The sequence below is a fragment of the Pseudoalteromonas rubra genome (assembly GCF_001482385.1).
GTDB lineage: Bacteria > Pseudomonadota > Gammaproteobacteria > Enterobacterales > Alteromonadaceae > Pseudoalteromonas > Pseudoalteromonas ardens.
In genome coordinates this window covers 3,171,847-3,191,861 of record NZ_CP013611.1, presented here as the reverse complement: position 1 = coordinate 3,191,861, position 20,015 = coordinate 3,171,847, and the positions used below count along the sequence as shown (strand labels likewise).

Here is a 20,015-nt window from a genome sequence, read left to right as displayed (position 1 = left end):
GATAGCTTAATTTTACAGGCTGGATAGGGTACTCTTGGACTCTGAGAAAAACACTGTAAGTTTGTACAGCAAATAAGGCCACCATGGATAAAATAGAAGTTAGAGGTGCACGCACGCACAACCTCAAAGACATCTCTCTTACAATACCGCGCGACAAGCTCATCGTGATCACAGGCCTATCGGGGTCTGGTAAATCATCATTGGCATTCGATACCCTGTATGCTGAAGGGCAACGCCGTTATGTCGAATCCCTGTCGGCTTACGCCAGACAGTTCTTGTCACTCATGGAAAAACCCGATGTCGATCACATCGAAGGACTTTCGCCGGCCATTTCTATTGAGCAGAAGTCTACTTCTCACAATCCTCGTTCAACAGTAGGTACCATCACCGAAATCTACGATTACCTGCGCTTGTTGTTCGCACGTGTTGGTGAACCTCGCTGCCCAACTCATGATTTGCCACTGAAAGCGCAGACCATCAGTCAAATGGTAGATACCGTACTGGGTCACCCTGAAGGCAGCAAATTAATGCTGCTTGCCCCGGTGGTCAAAAATCGTAAAGGGGAGCATGTTAAACTCCTTGAACAACTCGCCAGCCAGGGCTTTATTCGTGCCCGCATTGATGGTGAAGTATGCGACTTATCCGATCCGCCGACCTTGGAACTACACAAAAAGCATACCATCGAGGTGGTCGTTGACCGCTTCAAGGTCAAAGAGGGATTGGAGCAAAGGCTGGCCGAATCCTTTGAAACGGCGCTGGAGCTGGCGGATGGCATTGCTGTGGTGGCTGCCATGGACGACAGCCTGGATGAAGAACTGGTGTTTTCCGCTAACTTTGCCTGCCCGACGTGTGGCTATGCCATGACCGAGCTGGAGCCTCGCTTGTTCTCTTTCAATAACCCTGCGGGTGCCTGTCAAAGCTGTGACGGACTGGGGGTCAGACAGTTCTTTGACCCCAGCCGGGTAGTCCAAAACCCCGAGCTAAGTCTGTCCGGTGGCGCCATTAAAGGCTGGGATAAACGCAGCTTTTACTATTATCAGATGCTCAGCTCAGTCGCTGAACACTATAACTTTGATCTCGAAACGCCGTTTCAGGACTTACCTGGCGATGCCCAAAAGGTGGTGCTCGAAGGTTCGGGACGCACCAAGATAGCCTTCAACTACCGCAATGACCGCGGGGATTTAATCACGCGTAACCATGAGTTTGAAGGCGTATTAAACAATATGAACCGCCGTTACCGGGAAACGGAATCGGCCTCGGTCCGCGAAGAGCTGGCTAAGTACCAAACCAGTCAAGCCTGTCCTAAGTGCAATGGTTCCCGATTAAGAGAAGAGGCTCGCCACGTCTTCATTGGTGCTACCAATTTGCCGACGGTCACGACCATGAGTATTGGTGAAGCCTGTGACTTTTTTGATGCACTGACCCTCAGCGGCCAAAAGGCCAAGATCGCAGAAAAGGTACTCAAAGAGATCCGTGATCGTCTGTCCTTTTTGATCAATGTCGGCCTGAACTATCTATCACTGGAACGCAGTGCCGATACGCTCTCCGGTGGCGAAGCCCAAAGGATCCGACTGGCAAGTCAGATAGGTGCGGGCCTAGTGGGCGTCATGTACGTACTTGACGAGCCGTCGATCGGACTGCACCAAAGAGACAATGATCGATTGCTGAGCACCCTCACCCACCTGCGTGATCTGGGTAATACCGTCATTGTGGTTGAACATGATGAAGATGCCATTCGTGCTGCCGACCACATTATCGATATCGGCCCTGGTGCTGGTGTGCACGGTGGTTATGTGGTTGCAGAGGGCAGTCGCGAAGACATCATGGCAAACCCGAAATCACTAACTGGCCAGTATCTCAGTGGTCAGCAAGCTATTGCCGTGCCAGCTGAACGCCATCAGACTGGTGAGCAATGGCTGGCACTTAATGGTGCCAGCGGGAATAACCTAAAAAACGTGAATCTCAGGATCCCATTTGGCCTGATGACCTGTGTTACCGGCGTATCAGGCTCTGGCAAGTCCACCCTGATCAACGATACCCTGTTCAAACTGGCACACAGAGAACTTAACGGGGCAACGGTTGCTGAACCCTCGCCTTACCAGTCCATTGAAGGCCTGGAGCATTTCGACAAGGTGATCGACATAGATCAAAGCCCGATCGGACGCACACCACGCTCCAATCCGGCCACCTACACCGGGATCTTTACGGCGATCCGGGAGTTATTCGCAGGCACTCAGGAAGCGCGCTCTCGGGGTTACAAAGTTGGCCGCTTTAGTTTCAATGTAAAGGGGGGTCGCTGTGAAGCTTGCCAGGGTGACGGAGTGATCAAAGTCGAGATGCACTTTTTACCCGATGTCTATGTGCCCTGTGATGTCTGTACAGGCAAACGCTACAACCGGGAAACCTTAGAGGTCCTGTATAAAGGCAAGAACATCCATGAAGTGCTGGAAATGACAGTAGAAGATGCCCGTGAGTTCTTTGATAAGATCCCGGCCATCAAACGTAAATTACAAACATTGATGGATGTGGGGCTGTCCTACATTCGACTCGGCCAGGCAGCAACCACGCTTTCTGGCGGTGAGGCACAACGGGTCAAGCTTGCCCGTGAGCTGTCCAAGCGAGATACAGGTAAAACCCTTTATATCCTTGACGAACCGACCACAGGTCTGCACTTCCATGATATTCAGCAGCTGCTGGTCGTACTGCACCGTTTACGTGACCATGGTAATACTGTGGTGGTAATAGAACACAACCTGGATGTCATTAAAACTGCCGACTGGATCGTCGATCTTGGCCCGGAAGGCGGCGCTGGCGGTGGTCAGATCCTGGTTGCTGGTACCCCGGAAAAGGTTGCTGACTGTGCAGCCTCTCACACTGGTCGATATCTCAAGCCTATGCTATAACGGAGCGAGTAAGGGGAGCCACGCTCCCTACTCACTTTCACGGTCAGGGAATGGAATAACAACAATGAAACTGGCACTTCCCAGCGCAATACAACCTGTTATAGGCCCTTTTTCGGCACTGCAAAAAAAATGGCTGGTATTCTGGCACACCTTGAATGTGGCACAACGCTGTTACTTTTCAGCAACCGTGCTGTGTTTGCTTGCCATCTTCAATGAACTACCCGAAGACAGTTCGCTTTATCTGGGCGCATCAGTCCTAGCACTGGTAGCCATGACCAGAGAGTTCTGGCCCAGGTTTATCCACTTATGGGAAAGCCTGCCAGGCAAAGCCGTAATTTTGCTGTTCTACGCGTTTATTGCCAACTATGCACTGGCTCAGGCGGCAGGGATGGTGAATGACATCACCGGTGTGAATGCGGATCACCTACCCTACTCGCACAACTTTAGCATGCTGTTGTCCGTCCCGACCTGGTTCGTAACCACCAGCATTTTATTGTTGATCCTACTGCAACTCATTCAACCTGTTTATTTATTTGTACTTATGTTACTGCGCCCGTTTGGGCTCCATAAATGGTGGCATAGCCCAGACTATCAGTACCCTGTCACCACCGGACTCGTGCGCTTTTTCTTTGGATTATTTTTACTCTACCAAATGGCGGTGTTTATTTCTTCAACGGGTATGTCCCGTGGCGTGAATAGCTTTTTACGCCATATCGTAGAAGGCTTTACCGGTCAGTCAATCCAGCTCAATATTGCGATGCAAGATGACGCTGACAATGCGCATAAATACACCGAAATTGACGCCGTAGCAGGCTCAGCAGTCAATGACACAGAACAAGCGAAACTGGCGGAGCAACAGGCAGAGCTGAACGAACTCAAAGTCCAGTTGTCAGCATTTGAGCAGAATGCAGACAAGTATGAACGCCATCTGCAAAACGCACTGACTTACTTTATCTACGAGTATGAATCGGACAGCCGTTCCCGGTGTGAAATTACACCAGGTACGCGGATCATCGAGTTAAACGACTACGAGCTGCTGGAAATTACTAAACTTGAGGGCGATCCTGCCCGTTATGAATTTGCTGTTAAACCCTGCATTTCAGCGGCCATCGGGCATCAGTTCCGAAGCCGCTAAGCGAATAGCCAACCGGGCGCGCTATAACGCATACTCGCTTAGCGCAGCCTGCTCTTCGTCACTAAGTGACTGAGATGTTTTACCTGCAAAGTCATAACGCACCATCACAGTGCGCCCTTCGGCACAACATTCGTCATGCTGCCAGGCCTGCTGAAGGATCACAAAGGAGCTATTACCAACCTTTTCAATCGCCGTTTTGACTTCGACAGGCTGACCATAAAATAGCTCGCCTTTAAAGGTTACTTCTACCTTAGCAACAATTAGCTTCCATTGATGTGGATTAAGATCGGGTGTAAAAATTTTGAAAATAGGCGTGCGCGCCGCTTCAAACCATACCGGGAGTGCGGTATTGTTGATGTGTCCGAGGACATCCGTTTCACTGAAACGCGGCATAATAGTTTCTGACAGCATAATAATTCTAACCAATTTTGGATATCAACATGACTGATTTTATTCGCATTTATGAGAATGCACTGAGTCCTGAGTTTTGCCAGCAGTTTATTCAGACCTTTGATAACAGCCCTCATCTGGCGCAAGGGACCACCTCAGGTGGCGTCGATCTCAGTAAGAAAATCAGTCAGGATCTGTATTTAAATCAATACCCGGATTATGCTCAGCAATTAACACATATTCAACAAACCACGTCGAAATACCTGTTCGATTATATTGAAGAGCACTTTTTCATGATGATTGGCGCCTTCGGGCTCAGTGTATTTCATCCAAAGACTGGCCAGCCTGTCAATTTAACCGTTGATAACTTTGAGGAAGTAGGTAAACCTCAGCTCCCCATACTAACTCAACAACTATTTCGTTTGGGCTCTATCCAGGCACAACGCTACCCGACGAATGAAGGCGGTTATCCCTACTGGCACAGCGAAGTTTACCCGCAATTACAGCACAACGAAGCTCTGCACCGGGTGCTGCTATTTATGTTTTATCTCAATGACGTGGAAGAAGGCGGAGAAACCGAGTTCCATTATCAGGACAAATGCATCAAGCCAAAACAGGGCTCAATGGTGATTGCGCCAGCCTACTTTACACATACGCACCGGGGCAATATGCCACGCTCTAACGACAAGTATATTCTCACATCCTGGGTATTATTTAATCGGGCGGAGCAACTATATGGTGCGCCGCCTCAATAAGCCACAGGCTAACGGCGGCGGCGAATAAAATCCTGCCAATCCAGTAACAGGGCTTCGAAATCTTCGAAGCCACACCCTGCGCTCAGGCCATGCTCTTCCAAAGCGAGCGCATCATCGCTGAATGCAGACAAAGCATCGGTTTGCTCGTGATATAAGTCATGGGCTTCAAACAGCGCTTCCTGATGGGAGACTATCAGGCGCACCTCGCGTCCTTCCAGGCAAAACTCATCCCGGGTTGCTTTGATTTCTTTCAGGCGAGCCAGCAAGACCGGTAATGCGTCGTGTGCAAGTTCATCATTTAACCAGCGTCCTACCAGCTCATGTTCCGCTGACATTTTGACACGAAATCCGGCTATCGGATCGCGAATAAACTGATACTCCATAGTCACTTCAAGGTTATTTAATACAACACTATTAGTATACCTGAACCACACAACGCTGCATTGTTTAGTGCCGATAAACCCGTATAATATCGCCCTGCATTACCAATAACGCCCTTCACAACCAACGAGTACGCTGTGACTTTCATTGATATCCTGTTTCCATTGATTTTCGTCGTCACCTGTGGGTTTGTGGCGGCGCGGATCCGATTTATCTCGGCTGCACAATTGGATGGGATCCGCGTCTATGTATTTAATCTCGCCATCCCTATGCTGCTATTTTTAAGTATGTATCGCGCCGACCTGTCACAGGTTGCCTCTGCAAAGTTACTGCTGGCGTTTTACCTGCCCGTCATTGCACTGTACTGCTTGGTGCTACTCGTGATGCGGCGACGTTTTAACCTCGCGACCGAAGAAGCCGCATTAAGCGCGTTAAACGGTACCTACTCGAATACGGTGGTTGTCGGTCTGCCTGTTATTCTGGCAGCACTGGGTGAACAGGCTGCGGCCATGGTATTTATGATCATCCCACTGCACAGTGCCGTATTATTTTCTCTTACTTTCATTTTGGCCGGAAAAGAGAAAGGCGGCATTGACTGGCTCAAGCCACTATTTTTGAACCCTGTTGTACTGAGTATCAGCCTCGGACTGCTCGCCAATTTGCTGCCAGTGACTATCCCGACTTTGCTTCTGTCAGGCATGGACTGGTTTGCCCAACCAGCCATTGCAGGTGCACTGTTTGTGCTGGGTGCCAGTCTGGTCCAGTACGGGTTTCGCTCGGTGTGGTATCCGGCACTCATGGTCAGCATCGTCAAACTGCTGATACTGCCTCTGTGTGTTTATCTGACAGCAACACTACTGGCACTTGAGCCAACACAGCGCCAGGTAGTCACGCTGATGAGTGCCGCGCCACTGGGTGTCAACGCGTACCTGGTTGCCCGCCAGCTATCCGTTCAACAAGCAGTCAGTGCTGGCGGTGTTGTACTATCGACCCTACTCAGTGTCATCTCACTCAGCCTGTGGCTGGCTGTTTTATCAATCTGATGAGCGGTACTTAGCCGCATCAATGATCGACCACAAATGGAAAATGGCAGCCACTACTGCAGGCACTACCAGCCACCATAGTGCATATCCACCAACACAGACGACTGCGAAGATAAGTGCAGCAAGTAAACGTCCCTGCACTAATTGTCCTAAACCTGGAAAAAAGACATTACATATTGCGGCAATTACATTGCCTCCTGAACCCTGTCCTGCCATAAAGACCTCTCTTTTTTAGTTTTAACTGCGCATTTGTATGGTGACGCGCAGACAATTCAATCGTATGATTTAACTGTTACATGTTTTGTGCCAAAATTATAAACACTTATAAATCAATAAAATAAAAAAATAATGCGACGCTCACAGCTATTAGCATAGCTTAATTGACTAAATTTTAGTGAATTAAGTCACTTTTTATAGGAACGCTGTTTGTTGCGCACACTCAATGGGAACCTGTCATGCTAAACCGTATCACGCAGCCACTCAGTCGACTGGTTGAACGATATTTACCCGACCCCTATATTTTTGTTTGCCTTTTGACCCTGCTGGTGCTCGGCCTTGCCAGCATATTTACACCTGCGACCCCACTGGAGGCCATCACGATCTGGGGGCAAGGATTTTGGAACCTGCTGCAATTTGCCATGCAGATGCTGCTCATTTTAGTATGCGGATATATGTTAGCCAGCACACGCCCCTGTATTATAGCGCTCAATAAACTGGCCACGTTCGCACGCACGCCTGCACAGGCCATTATGCTGGTCACCCTGGTTGCGATGCTGGCAAGCTGGTTAAACTGGGGTTTTGGCCTGGTGGTAGGCGCCTTATTTGCTAAAGCGCTTGCTCGCCAGATTGCTGTAGATTATCGCTTATTGGTGGCCAGTGCCTACTCCGGATTTATCGTCTGGCATGGCGGACTGGCCGGTTCAGTACCACTCACCATTGCCACACCGGGCCATTTTGCCGAAGCTCAGATAGGCGTTCTGGGCACCAGCCAAACGCTGTTCGCCCCATTCAACCTGCTTATTTTGGGGGGATTATTGGTGATCATGCCCCTGCTTAATCGCTTTATGCTCCCGCCGGCTCAGTCGCAGGTCGTGGTGGACCCCAGCAAACTGACACAACCGGAACCACCTAACCCACCCGCCTCACTGACTCCGGCAGAGCGCCTTGAACACAGCGCTATGATTGGCACGACAATAGGCCTACTCGGGTGTGGCTATCTGTTTTATTATTTTTTGGCCGCCGGTGGTACGCTCAACCTCAATAGTGTCATTGCATTATTCCTGTTTCTGGCCATCTTGTTACATCGCACCCCAGCTAACCTGCTAAACAGCTTACAAGAGGCGATTAGGGGAGGTGCGGGTATTGTGATCCAGTTTCCTTTCTATGCAGGGATCATGGCTGTTATGGTCAAAACCGGGCTCGCACAGCAGATCTCTGGTGGCTTTGTCGAGATCAGTACCAGCACAACACTGCCCTTATGGAGCTTTCTCAGTGCCGGACTGGTAAACATTTTTGTTCCTTCAGGAGGTGGGCAATGGGCTGTGCAGGCGCCTATTGTGATCCCGGCTGCACAAGCGCTTGGGACCGACATTGCTCGTGTTGCTATGGCCGTTGCCTGGGGCGATGCCTGGACCAACCTGATTCAGCCCTTCTGGGCGCTGCCGGTACTGGCCATTGCAGGCTTAAAAGCCAAAGATATTATGGGGTTTTGTTTGATTCAATTGCTGGTCAGTGGCGTGGTGATTGCACTTATACTGACCCTGGCCTAGCCCGTCATGCTTGCCGGTCAGCAGTCTGACCGGCTAAAGATTAATTGGACAGTACTTTAATAGGCAGACTCAGCAATACACTATCCGCGTCAGCAAAGTGCCACATCACGCCAATTAAGCCGACGCAGACAACAACATACAGCGCCGTTGAGACGATCTGGCCATAGTGATCTAGCGGGATGAGATGAGCCTGATGGCGGCCCCGCCACTCCAGTAAAATATCGAGTGTGCCTATCAGCAGAAAAAACACCAGTAGCATCAAACCAAAGGTATAGCTGATCACCACCCCCAGCAAAATCCCAGCCAGACAGATCAGCAGGCCAACCCAGGAGCGCATAGAAAAGCTGATACTCTTCAGTACATGTCCCCCATCGAGCGGTAAAATGGGCAACATATTAAAGAGGTTAAGCAATGCACTCAGCACCGCCACGCCAGCGAATATCTCCAGCTCAGTCACATAATACAGAACCACTGCTACCAGTGAGGCAAGTAAGCCAAAAGCGGGCCCCATCAAGGAGATAATGACATTTTGCCAACGGGTAGTCAGTTTGTCTTCACTAACAGCCAACCCCCCTACAAACGGGATAAGATAAATCCCTTTGGTTTTCAATCCAAAGTAGCGCATAGCCCGAATATGACCGTACTCATGGATCACCAAACACGCTAATAACATCACCGCAAACTGCCAGGAAAACAGCCAAGCATACCCAGCCAATGAGGCCCCTGCCAGTGCTGCTTTAACTACATTGGCACTTTTTAGCAACTTAAACCCCAAAGCCGCCAGCCCAAGCCAGCTTCCTTTATTGTCATTATGTTGGATTGGCACCTCGAGCCACTGCCAGGGTTCGTTGTTGACTGCCACCGCCAGCATCCCCTCAGCTAGTCGGCTGCGATCCAGTTGAAGTGTGTGTCCAGCAACATTGACCTGGACCAATTGTGCGTCGATGGATTCATGTGCCAGTCGCTGCTGATCCTGATATACCTGAAGGATCTCCTGGCGATTCACTAGTACAGACATCTGATAGCCTGCTAAGGGAAACTCAATGCGGGTCATATTGACTCGTCGTTAAAACATAAAGTGCGCCCATTATACGCATTTTTTATCAACAAGTACCTAGCCCAGTGAGCGTACGCAGGCCTCCAGCACCCAATTATTTTTTCCAAGCCACACCTCTGTCATGTGCGTTCTATATCCCATGTACTAAACTGACAATTAGGTTCCAAACTAAGGATAGCGTCATGCAACATCAGGCTAAACACATTCTTGTCGTTGACGATTCACAGGCGATTTTGGTAGTCATGAAAGCCATACTGGCTGAGTTGGAAGTAGACTATGTGACCACCGTAGACAGTGCAGCCCAAGCGCTGGAGCTGGTTCGGCAAACCCCTTTGCACTACGATGCGGTTTTTACCGATCTCAACATGCCTGACATGGATGGTATGGAACTGATCCGCAAGCTCGGTGAGCTGAGATACCCCGGCGGGATTGTCATTATCTCAGAGATGGAAACCCGGGTTATGGATTTGGCTGCAAACCTGGCAAGACAACATAATACCCACTTGATAGGCAATATCTCTAAACCTGTACAACTCAATGACGTAGACAGACTGCTTAAGAAGCTGGATAGTTTTATTGGTAACGATGAGTCAGAAGAGTCTTGTGTCACAGAAGATCAACTGCTGTATGCGATCAGTAATAACGAAATCACGCCCTTTTATCAGCCCAAAGTCCATCGTGGCAGCAAGAAGATCAAAAGTGTCGAAGTGTTAGCGCGCATTGTTTCTCAGCAATATGGAGAAACCCTTCTCCCCCATCGATTTATCGGGGTGGCTCAGGATCTGGACTTGATTAACCTGGTGACTTTTCAGCTGTTTGAAAAAGCCACTAAAGAGTTCCAAAAACTCAGGGCCGAACTCAATTACCCCTTTAAACTCGCTTTTAACTTGTCGCCTGTGCAACTCAATGACAGTGGCTGTCCGGACAAGCTGGCTCTGATCCTCGAACTCAACCGCCTGGAACCCAAAGAAGTGATCATAGAGATCACCGAAAACCAGCCCATTGTCAGCAGCTTGCAACTGGAAACCATCAACAGGTTAAGGTTAAGAGGCTTCGACCTCTCACTGGATGACTTTGGAACCGGGTTTACTAACCTGCAGCAGCTAAAAAGCTTGCCTTTTACTGAAATCAAACTGGACCGCTCGCTCATCACCTATATAGAATGTGACCGTTTCTCCCAGGTACTGGTCGACAGCCTGATTGATATTGCACAAAATCAACAAATGGACATTGTTGCTGAAGGCATCGAGCGCATTGAAGAATTACAATATCTGGAGAAATATAAATACAGCTTGCTGATGCAAGGCTATCTGATCAGTCGGCCTAAAGCCTTACCCGAGTTTATTCGCTGGATCCACTCATGGCAGAGAATGATAAATTCAAACCCATAAAGAGGTTGTGAGTTAGTCTCAGGTGTGGATGAGAAGCATACAGTATATGTTATAGTATACGTCTAATTTACCCACAATAGGCGCAAACTATGAAGTTAAAATCGGTCGCTGTGCTGCTGTTGTCTGCATTGAGTACGTCACTCAGTGCTGCTCCAATCAACAAGCAGGATATTCAATTTATTGGCCCTCTGGGTCAGGCCAGCACAATTAAGCCCTATAATACGGCACATCAACAAACTATAATCGCTAACCTGGTCCCGAGCTTGTCGGGTTCAGAGAAAACCGTGTCTATGCTGGGTGTTGACGCCAAGTGGCAGCCACTGTCTCAGTTAAATGCACTGACTATGGGCGGACTGCAGGCAATGAAAATGGAGTTTTCAGTCAACCGTTTCGTGCAGGGTGAACTGGTGCTGGACGGCATAGAGAAGGCACATATTTTCGTCAATGGTGAACGCCATTCTGACAAGATGTCCTCAACACTCAATTTACCCACCGGCGATCATCAGGTCATCATTGTTGCTGAACAAGTCGCTGACTGGAAAAAAGTCTCTGTGGCATTCAATGGCAAAACAGACCACGATCGCCTGTTGTTTACTGACAAAACAACCAAAGCGCTGTCTGCCAAACAGTTATTCGATGCCCCTGTCGTCAGTGCCGTTTCCGTCTCACCGGATGCTGAGCATTATGTCACGACACAAAAGCATTATCAGGCGAATCGCGGTAATCAGGCGCTGACTCTAACCACGGTATTCAATGACGATGATAAAGTCATTTTCACGCTTGAAGGGGTTAACGCCAGTTCTTTGGCCTGGCGTCAGGATGGCGAGCAGCTGGTTTACAGCCAGCACGGCCAGCTGAAAACGCTGGATCTCGCGACCCTGACATCCCAGGTGATCGCAGAAGATCTTAAAGGCGCTAGTGAGTTTGCCTATTTTAATGATACCAGCCTGATATTTAGCTGGTCTAAATCGCCTGCTAAAGACACATCTTTGGTGAAGCATTATCAGGGCCTGGAAGATCGCTGGTCCTATGCACGTACCAATACACAAATCTATTTGCTGGATATTAAAAGCGGTATGATCCAGGCACTCACTGAAGGCAAACAAAGCCATACGCTTGAAGACTACAATGCCAAAAGCAATCGTATTCTTACCAGCCGTGCAGTACAGGATTATGCCGCACCACCCCATATGTTAACCGAGCTGGTTGAATTCAACCTGACACAGGGCACTGAAACTGTGCTGGGTCAGTACCGCACATTCAATGAAGCCAAATATGGAGCCAAGGGGATCTATGCTGTGGCTGGTCCAGATTTCAAAAATGGCCTCGGCAGAGCGGTTGAAAAAGATCAGCTCACCAATAACTACGATGGCCAGTTGTACTGGTTAGATCAGCAAGGCGCCCAGGCAAAAGCGCTAAGTAAAGCCTTTAACCCCGCGATCGGCAGTATAAACGTACTCAGTAACGGCGATGTCATTGCGAAGGTGACAGATGAAGATCGTCAGCAACTGTATCTCTACGATGTCAGCAAAGATCGCTACACACGTTTAAAAACTGGCTTAGACGTGGTTGAGCGCTTCAGTATTGCTGATAACCGTAAACCAGCATTACTCGTCGCCGGTACACAAGCTTCAGCACCACAACAACTCAAACAGGTTAACATCTATAAGAATCGCGCTCGCACTTTGTGGGACTCTGCGCCACTTGCTTATAGCAACAGCGAGATTGCTAAACTGGAAGAGTTTAACTTCACCAATAGTCAGGGCACAGAAATCAAAGGCCGGGTATACCTGCCTCACAACCTGGATAAATCCAAACAGTATCCAGCCTTAATCTACTATTATGGCGGCACTTCACCGGTCTCCAGAGCTTTTACAGGGCGTTACCCATTTAATCTGTGGGCTGCAAACGGCTATGTGGTTTATGTCTTGCAACCAACAGGGGCGACTGGTTTTGGCCAACGCTTCTCAGCTCAGCATGTCAATGCCTGGGGTGAGCAAACTGCCGATGACATTATCAGAGGCACCAAAGCATTCCTGACTGAATATCCCTATGTTGATAAAAATCGTTTGGGTAACCTGGGCGCTTCTTATGGCGGCTTCATGACCATGTTACTGACCACGAAAACTGATATGTTCAGTGCATCGATTTCTCATGCGGGTATCTCTAATATTACGTCATACTGGGGGCAAGGATGGTGGGGTTACCTCTATTCGGGTGAAGCGTCAAAGCACAGCTTCCCCTGGAATAATGCCAAATTATACTCGCAGCACAGCCCAGTCTTTAATGCCGATAAAGTAACAACTCCACTGCTGCTGTTACACGGTGATGCCGATGTCAATGTACCTGTCGGGGAAAGTCACACTATGTATACCGCACTGAAACTACTCGGCCAGGATGTTGAACTGATTGAAATTAAGGGCGCGGACCATCAGATATTTGCTCGCGACCGACGTTTTCAGTGGTGGGACACTATGCTCGCCTACTTTGACAAACACCTGAAAGATCAACCTCAATGGTGGCAACACCTATACGGTAAATAAAATCATGGGCAGCACTTAGGTGCTGCCTTTTTTTGAAAAAGCCATTCAACTGTATGATATTTCAGAATTAGTACATTTTTATTCACTTCTCAGGTTCATACTAAAGTTTTATTTGCATTGTTTTTTATTTGAAAATAATCAACTTACCCTTCTCAGCTCAGTTTTCTCAGTGCTAATATATAAGTGATTTATTGATAAAGTTACGGTGCTATGAACATTAACGTGCTTCTGGTGGAAGATGACGATCTACTGGCAAAAAGGATCGCAAACCATTTTGCAAATACTGAATTTCAGCTCACGCTGGATAACACCGGTGCACAAGCATTGCAGCTCGTTCATAATCAAATCAATGAAGGCAACCCCTTCGACATGGCCATTGTAGATGTTGTATTACCCGCAACGGACGGCCTCAATCTTGCCAAAGAACTCAATACTCTTACCGATATCGGCGTGATCATGCTCTCTAGTCGCGATACACAAGCAGATCGCATTGCTGGTTTAGCTCAGGGCGCGGATGACTATGTATGTAAGCCTGTTGATCTGCTTGAGCTGGAGCTTCGAATGCGTGCCCTGTATAAACGTATTGCAGGCAACAAAGGGGAAGACGAATCTGAAGAATTCATCGAATATGCAGATTTTAAACTTCACCCGGATAACCGTACGCTCATTAATCCACATGGCGACGAAGCCAGACTCACAGAAGCGGAGCACAAGGTACTTATTTGCCTGATTGCGAACGCCGGTAAAGCCACTTCCAGAGCCAAAATTTCAGAAGAAATCGGCCAGCCAGACTGGAGCCCGAGCGACCGAACTGTTGATGTACTTATCGGCAGGTTGCGCAAAAAGCTCGGTGATGAAAAAGAGCAGAAACGCATTGTGACGGTTCGCGGCAAAGGTTACATGCTATCCACCTAGCCACGCACTTAACTGTATGTTAGCTGCCCCAATAAACGCTCAAATGCCCGATAACTGAGTGCCTCTTTCAGGTCAGGAACCGTTATTTCCGGACGATGTGACAAGTCTGCTATCGTTCTGGCTACCTTGATGATGCGATGATAAGAACGTGGCGAGAGGTTCAACTTCTCTGTTGCTCTGGCAAGCAGCTGGGCAACATCGGGGGCCAGCTTACAATACTGCTCAATTTCCCGGGTCGTGAGCCTGGCGTTTGCTTTACCCTGGCGACCCAAAGCCAGGCTAAACGCCGCCTCAACTCTGCTACGTATCACCTCACTGCTCACTTCCGGTTTAGAGGATTGCAGTTCCTGTGTGCTGAGCCTGGGCAATTCTATCTGTAAGTCTATCCGGTCGACAAAAGGGCCTGATATTTTACTTAAATATCTCAATACCTGCTCTGGCGATGCGCGTTTATCAGTATGGCAGCCAGTAGGGCTCGGATTAAGTGCAGCGATGAGCTGAAAACAGGCGGGAAAATCAACTTGTTGTGCAGCACGCGAAATGGTCACCTGCCCCGTTTCCATCGGCTCTCTGAGAGAGTCCAGCACCTTACGTTCATATTCAGGCAATTCGTCTAAGAAGAGCACCCCATTATGCGCCAAAGATATTTCACCCGGACGGGGGTTGGATGAACCACCCACTAGGGCAACCGCTGAGCAGGTATGATGAGGCGCACGGAACGGCCTGCTACGCCAATTTTCCAGGCTAAGCTGCTTCCCCGTTAAAGAATAGACAGCAGCCGTTTGTAACGCTTGCTCTATACTCATATTCGGCATAATCCCCGGCATGCGCTGTGCCAACATGGATTTACCTGTGCCCGGAGGGCCAAGAAACAAAATATTATGACCTCCGGCGGCGGCAATTTCGAGTGCACGCTTGGCCATCGCTTGCCCTTTAACATCACTCATATCCACCTGAGCGCTGCTGATCATATTAGCAGAAGAAATAGGTGCATGCGCTGTCAAAGGCAATGATGATTGGCCGCTCAGGTCTAGCCACAGGGCATGTAGTGTATTCGCAGCAACACACTGCCGATACTCAACAAGCTGCGCCATGCCCAAGTTTTCTTCCGGGATATAACAGGTGTGGTGTTCATGTTTGGCAGCCATAACAACCGGGATGATGGCCGTCACAGCTCTTATCTCCCCGTTGAGGGCAAGCTCGCCATAAAATTCGCACCCTTGTGTGGCCTGTTCGCTCAGCTGCCCTGACGCAACCAAGATACCCACTGCGATTGCCAGGTCATAGCGGCCGCCTTGCTTAGGCAGATCAGCCGGTGCTAAATTCACAGTGATACGTTGTTCTGGAAAGATAAAATTTGAGTTATGCAATGCTGAGCGCACACGCTCTTTAGATTCTTTGACCGACGTTTCCGGCAGGCCCACTATATTAAAGCTAGGTAAGCCGTTACTCAGGTGAACTTCTACCGTGACAACAGGGGACTCAATGCCTACCTGAGCACGAGTGAGTATTCTTGCTAATGACATTCCTTGTCCTATGGTTAATCTTTGTAATTAAAGACGTGCAACACAATACCCCAACGCATAGCTGCCAGTCGGGCAAACAACGTGGTGGCCATCGCCAGCAACATGACAACTTCTGTTGATAAATTAAAGTCTATGAGTTGAGTATAAACTATCCCCCCCAAAATACAGGTGATTGCGTATAACTCTCCCTTCAGTAAAAGCGGAATTTCTCTCGCCAGTACATCCCGGATCACACCACCAAAGCACCCTGTCAAAACGCCCATAATCACAGCCGTTGTGTCTGGCATACCGATATCCAGCGCTTTTTGGACCCCCATGACAGCAAAGAAAGTCAGCCCAAATGCATCTGCAACTTGCAGATATAGTGTGGGGATCTTCTTTTGTCTGTTCAGCGTCCAGATACTAACTGCTATCGCTGAAAAGATAGCGATAAAATAGCTTGAATCATGCAACCAAAAGACCGGAACATCGAGGATCACATCTCTTATAGTCCCGCCCCCTATACCGGTAACAGTTGCCAACACAACCACACCAAATCCATCCATATGCTTACTATAAGCAATTAAGGTACCTGATATGGCAAACACCATTACGCCTAACAAATCAAACCAGTGATAAAGCTCAGACATTATTTTCTAGTAAATGAGTGACATGCTTGGATACTAGCTCAGTTTTGACCAATTAAGTAGCTCAAACCAATCTGAAATATAGCGAAAAGTCGTGCTTTAACGCACCTTTACGCAAGAGCGATGAGAAACCGAAGCAATGCTTCGTAGCTCGAAGAGATGAGCGCAAAGAGTCACATAGATGTGAGGAAGTAAAATAATGCAGGAGCAATTATAGAGAGGCGCGATAGAATCCAGCTTCATGGATGAATAGACAACACGGTTCTGTCTACAGCTTTCTAAATCACACATAACAAAAAACCCGTTGCATTGCTGCAACGGGTTCATATAATTGGGACCTGGCGATGACCTACTTTCACATGGGAAACCCCACACTATCATCGGCGCTGTTTCGTTTCACTACTGAGTTCGGCATGGGGTCAGGTGGTTCCAAAACGCTATTTTCACCAGGAAAATCTTTTCGATTTTTTATTTTAGTTCTTTTTAAATTAGTAGCTTGGCAATGTCCTACTTTCACATGGGAAACCCCACACTATCATCGGCGCTATTTCGTTTCACTACTGAGTTCGGCATGGAGTCAGGTGGTTCCAAAATGCTATGGTTACCAAGCAAATTCTGTAAAATCTGGAAAAGCGTATTAAATTCTTATCGTCTACTTTATTTCTTAACTTCTAACAAACAAAACCACTTTGGCGTTGTATGGTTAAGCCTCACGGGTAATTAGTACGAGTTAGCTCAATGGCTCACACCACTTCCACATCTCGCCTATCAACGTTGTAGTCTTCAACGGCCCTTCAGTTAACTCTAAGTTAAAGTGAGAACTCATCTCGAGGCTCGCTTCCCGCTTAGATGCTTTCAGCGGTTATCGATTCCGAACGTAGCTACCGGGCAATGCCATTGGCATGACAACCCGAACACCAGCGGTTCGTCCACTCCGGTCCTCTCGTACTAGGAGCAGCCCCTCTCAATTCTCAAACGCCCACGGCAGATAGGGACCGAACTGTCTCACGACGTTCTAAACCCAGCTCGCGTACCACTTTAAATGGCGAACAGCCATACCCTTGGGACCGACTTCAGCCCCAGGATGTGATGAGCCGACATCGAGGTGCCAAACACCGCCGTCGATATGAACTCTTGGGCGGTATCAGCCTGTTATCCCCGGAGTACCTTTTATCCGTTGAGCGATGGCCCTTCCATTCAGAACCACCGGATCACTATGACCTACTTTCGTACCTGCTCGACGTGTCTGTCTCGCAGTTAAGCTGGCTTCTACCATTACACTAACCGTACGATGTCCGACCGTACTTAGCCAACCTTCGTGCTCCTCCGTTACTCTTTGGGAGGAGACCGCCCCAGTCAAACTACCCACCAGGCACTGTCCTCAATCCCGATTAGGGACCTAAGTTAGAACATCAACACTACAAGGGTGGTATTTCAAGGACGGCTCCACGCAATCTAGCGACTGCGTTTCAAAGCCTCCCACCTATCCTACACATGTAGGGTCAATGTTCAGTGCCAAGCTGTAGTAAAGGTTCACGGGGTCTTTCCGTCTAGCCGCGGGTACACAGCATCTTCACTGCGATTTCAATTTCACTGAGTCTCGGGTGGAGACAGCGTGGCCATGGTTACACCATTCGTGCAGGTCGGAACTTACCCGACAAGGAATTTCGCTACCTTAGGACCGTTATAGTTACGGCCGCCGTTTACCGGGGCTTCGATCAAGAGCTTCGCCTAAGCTAACCCCATCAATTAACCTTCCGGCACCGGGCAGGTGTCACACCGTATACGTCATCTTACGATTTTGCACAGTGCTGTGTTTTTAATAAACAGTCCCAGCCACCTGGTCACTGCGGCTCTCGCCTGCTTACGACGCGAAGTCTTCACAAGTAAGAGCGTACCTTCTCCCGAAGTTACGGTACAATTTTGCCTAGTTCCTTCACCCGAGTTCTCTCAAGCGCCTTAGTATTCTCTACCTGACCACCTGTGTCGGTTTAGGGTACGATTCGATATAAACTGAAGCTTAGAGGCTTTTCCTGGAAGTAGGGCATCAACAACTTCACCACCGTAGTGGCTCGTCTCGACTCTCAGCCTTAGCAACCCGGATTTTCCTAAGTCACCAGCCTACAGCCTTTCACATGGACAACCAACGCCATGCTTGCCTAGCCTGCTCCGTCCCCCCATCGCATTTATACCAAGTACGGGAATATTAACCCGTTTCCCATCGACTACGCTCTTCAGCCTCGCCTTAGGGGTCGACTCACCCTACCCTGATTAACATGGGATAGGAACCCTTGGTCTTCCGGCGTGCGGGTTTTTCACCCGCATTATCGTTACTCATGTCAGCATTCGCACTTCTGATATGTCCAGCATGCCTCCCGGCACACCTTCAGCCACTTACAGAACGCTCCCCTACCCCGCGAACTAAGTTCGCAGCCGTAGCTTCGGTGGTATGTTTAGCCCCGTTACATCTTCCGCGCAGGCCGACTCGACTAGTGAGCTATTACGCTTTCTTTAAAGGATGGCTGCTTCTAAGCCAACCTCCTAGCTGTTTTAGCCTTCCCACATCGTTTCCCACTTAACATACACTTTGGGACCTTAGCTGACGGTCTGGGTTGTTTCCCTCTCCACGATGGACGTTAGCACCCACCGTGTGTCTCCCGGATAGTACTTTACGGTATTCGGAGTTTGCAAAGGGTTGGTAAGTCGGGATGACCCCCTAGCCTTAACAGTGCTCTACCCCCGTAAGTATTCGTCCGAGGCTCTACCTAAATAGATTTCGGGGAGAACCAGCTATCTCCCGGTTTGATTAGCCTTTCACTCCTAGCCACAGGTCATCCCCTAACTTTTCAACGTTAGTGGGTTCGGTCCTCCAGTCAGTGTTACCTGACCTTCAACCTGCCCATGGCTAGATCACCGGGTTTCGGGTCTATACCCTGCAACTTAAGCGCCCAGTTAAGACTCGCTTTCGCTACGGCTCCCCTAAATGGTTAACCTTGCTACAGAATATAAGTCGCTGACCCATTATACAAAAGGTACGCAGTCACCCTCGAGGGGCTCCTACTGCTTGTACGTACACGGTTTCAGGTTCTATTTCACTCCCCTCACAGGGGTTCTTTTCGCCTTTCCCTCACGGTACTGGTTCACTATCGGTCAGTTGGGAGTATTTAGCCTTGGAGGATGGTCCCCCCATATTCAGTCAAAGTTTCACGTGCTCCGACCTACTCGATTTCACTTTAAATAAGTTGTCGTGTACGGGACTGTCACCCTGTATCGTCATACTTTCCAGAATGTTCCACTAACTACATTAAAGCTTAAGGGCTAATCCGATTTCGCTCGCCGCTACTTTCGGAATCTCGGTTGATTTCTTTTCCTACGGGTACTTAGATGTTTCAGTTCTCCGCGTTCGCTTCATACAGCTATGTATTCACTGCATGATGACCCAAAGGGCCGGGTTTCCCCATTCGGAAATCCTAGTCTCAAGCGCCTCTTACTGGCTCAACTAGGCTTATCGCAAGTTAGTACGTCCTTCATCGCCTCCAACTGCCAAGGCATCCACCGTGTACGCTTAGTCACTTAACCAT

General features: G+C 48.8%; 14 protein-coding genes and 3 rRNA genes. 8 read left to right on the top strand and 9 right to left on the bottom strand.

Annotated elements, in window-relative coordinates:
- The first annotated feature begins 83 nt into the window (after nt 1–83).
- Both uvrA and AT705_RS13895 read left to right on the top strand, forming a co-directional pair.
- Nucleotides 84–2,903 carry an excinuclease ABC subunit UvrA gene (uvrA, locus tag AT705_RS13900; protein WP_058797022.1) on the top strand — a complete coding sequence of 940 codons (2,820 nt, stop codon included), beginning with the start codon at nt 84–86 and terminating at the stop codon, nt 2,901–2,903.
- 64 nt (nt 2,904–2,967) lie between these two features.
- Nucleotides 2,968–4,038, top strand: a complete 1,071-nt coding sequence (locus AT705_RS13895; RefSeq protein WP_058797021.1) for a hypothetical protein — start codon at nt 2,968–2,970, stop codon at nt 4,036–4,038.
- A gap of 21 nt (nt 4,039–4,059) precedes the next feature.
- On the opposite strand, the gene AT705_RS13890 is transcribed toward AT705_RS13895, so the two are convergent.
- Nucleotides 4,060–4,449: an acyl-CoA thioesterase gene (locus tag AT705_RS13890; protein ID WP_058797020.1), complete on the bottom strand. Its 390-nt coding sequence runs from the start codon at nt 4,447–4,449 to the stop codon at nt 4,060–4,062.
- Nucleotides 4,450–4,478: 29 nt separating this feature from the next.
- Between AT705_RS13890 and AT705_RS13885 the strand changes: the two genes are divergently transcribed.
- A complete protein-coding gene (locus tag AT705_RS13885) occupies nt 4,479–5,183 on the top strand; it encodes a 2OG-Fe(II) oxygenase (protein ID WP_058797019.1) in 705 nt (234 codons plus the stop codon).
- 8 nt (nt 5,184–5,191) lie between these two features.
- Here the strand turns inward: AT705_RS13885 and AT705_RS13880 are convergent, their stop codons facing one another.
- The gene (locus AT705_RS13880) at nt 5,192–5,566 is read right to left on the bottom strand and encodes a YacL family protein (protein WP_049866088.1); all 375 of its coding nucleotides are present in this window, start codon (nt 5,564–5,566) and stop codon (nt 5,192–5,194) included.
- Between the two features lie 135 nt (nt 5,567–5,701).
- Here AT705_RS13880 and AT705_RS13875 point away from each other — a divergent pair, with 135 nt between their 5' ends.
- Nucleotides 5,702–6,607 carry an AEC family transporter gene (locus AT705_RS13875; protein ID WP_058797018.1) on the top strand — a complete coding sequence of 302 codons (906 nt, stop codon included), beginning with the start codon at nt 5,702–5,704 and terminating at the stop codon, nt 6,605–6,607.
- Here the strand turns inward: AT705_RS13875 and AT705_RS13870 are convergent.
- Nucleotides 6,599–6,823 carry a hypothetical protein gene (locus tag AT705_RS13870; protein ID WP_010386680.1) on the bottom strand — a complete coding sequence of 75 codons (225 nt, stop codon included), beginning with the start codon at nt 6,821–6,823 and terminating at the stop codon, nt 6,599–6,601. The two genes, AT705_RS13875 and AT705_RS13870, sit on opposite strands and share 9 nt — an antisense overlap.
- A 239-nt stretch (nt 6,824–7,062) precedes the next feature.
- Between AT705_RS13870 and AT705_RS13865 the strand changes: the two genes are divergently transcribed.
- Nucleotides 7,063–8,376 (top strand): short-chain fatty acid transporter, encoded by a 1,314-nt coding sequence (locus tag AT705_RS13865; protein WP_058797017.1) that lies wholly within the window; start codon nt 7,063–7,065, stop codon nt 8,374–8,376.
- 40 nt (nt 8,377–8,416) lie between these two features.
- Here AT705_RS13865 and AT705_RS13860 read toward each other — a convergent pair whose 3' ends face one another.
- Entirely contained in the window at nt 8,417–9,430 is a 1,014-nt protein-coding gene (locus AT705_RS13860) for a site-2 protease family protein (RefSeq protein WP_058797016.1), read from the bottom strand.
- 185 nt (nt 9,431–9,615) lie between these two features.
- On the opposite strand from AT705_RS13860, the gene AT705_RS13855 reads away from it, so the two are divergent.
- The 3 genes from AT705_RS13855 to AT705_RS13845 all read left to right on the top strand — a co-directional run bounded on the left by AT705_RS13855 (nt 9,616) and on the right by AT705_RS13845 (nt 14,282).
- Nucleotides 9,616–10,824, top strand: a complete 1,209-nt coding sequence (locus tag AT705_RS13855; protein ID WP_058797015.1) for an EAL domain-containing response regulator — start codon at nt 9,616–9,618, stop codon at nt 10,822–10,824.
- Nucleotides 10,825–10,913: 89 nt separating this feature from the next.
- Nucleotides 10,914–13,367, top strand: a complete 2,454-nt coding sequence (locus tag AT705_RS13850) for an alpha/beta hydrolase family protein (protein ID WP_058797014.1) — start codon at nt 10,914–10,916, stop codon at nt 13,365–13,367.
- Nucleotides 13,368–13,577: 210 nt separating this feature from the next.
- A complete protein-coding gene (locus tag AT705_RS13845; protein WP_058797013.1) occupies nt 13,578–14,282 on the top strand; it encodes a response regulator transcription factor in 705 nt (234 codons plus the stop codon).
- Nucleotides 14,283–14,290: 8 nt separating this feature from the next.
- Here AT705_RS13845 and AT705_RS13840 read toward each other — a convergent pair whose 3' ends face one another.
- The 5 genes from AT705_RS13840 to AT705_RS13820 form a co-directional block, all read right to left on the bottom strand.
- Nucleotides 14,291–15,808: a YifB family Mg chelatase-like AAA ATPase gene (locus tag AT705_RS13840; protein ID WP_058797012.1), complete on the bottom strand. Its 1,518-nt coding sequence runs from the start codon at nt 15,806–15,808 to the stop codon at nt 14,291–14,293.
- A 14-nt stretch (nt 15,809–15,822) separates the two neighbouring features.
- Nucleotides 15,823–16,437 carry a trimeric intracellular cation channel family protein gene (locus AT705_RS13835; protein ID WP_058797011.1) on the bottom strand — a complete coding sequence of 205 codons (615 nt, stop codon included), beginning with the start codon at nt 16,435–16,437 and terminating at the stop codon, nt 15,823–15,825.
- Nucleotides 16,438–16,770: 333 nt separating this feature from the next.
- Nucleotides 16,771–16,885, bottom strand: a 5S ribosomal RNA gene (gene rrf, locus AT705_RS13830).
- A 43-nt stretch (nt 16,886–16,928) separates the two neighbouring features.
- Nucleotides 16,929–17,043 (bottom strand): 5S ribosomal RNA (rrf, locus tag AT705_RS13825).
- Nucleotides 17,044–17,133: 90 nt separating this feature from the next.
- Nucleotides 17,134–20,013: ribosomal RNA gene (locus AT705_RS13820) — 23S ribosomal RNA — on the bottom strand.
- Nucleotides 20,014–20,015: the final 2 nt, after the last annotated feature.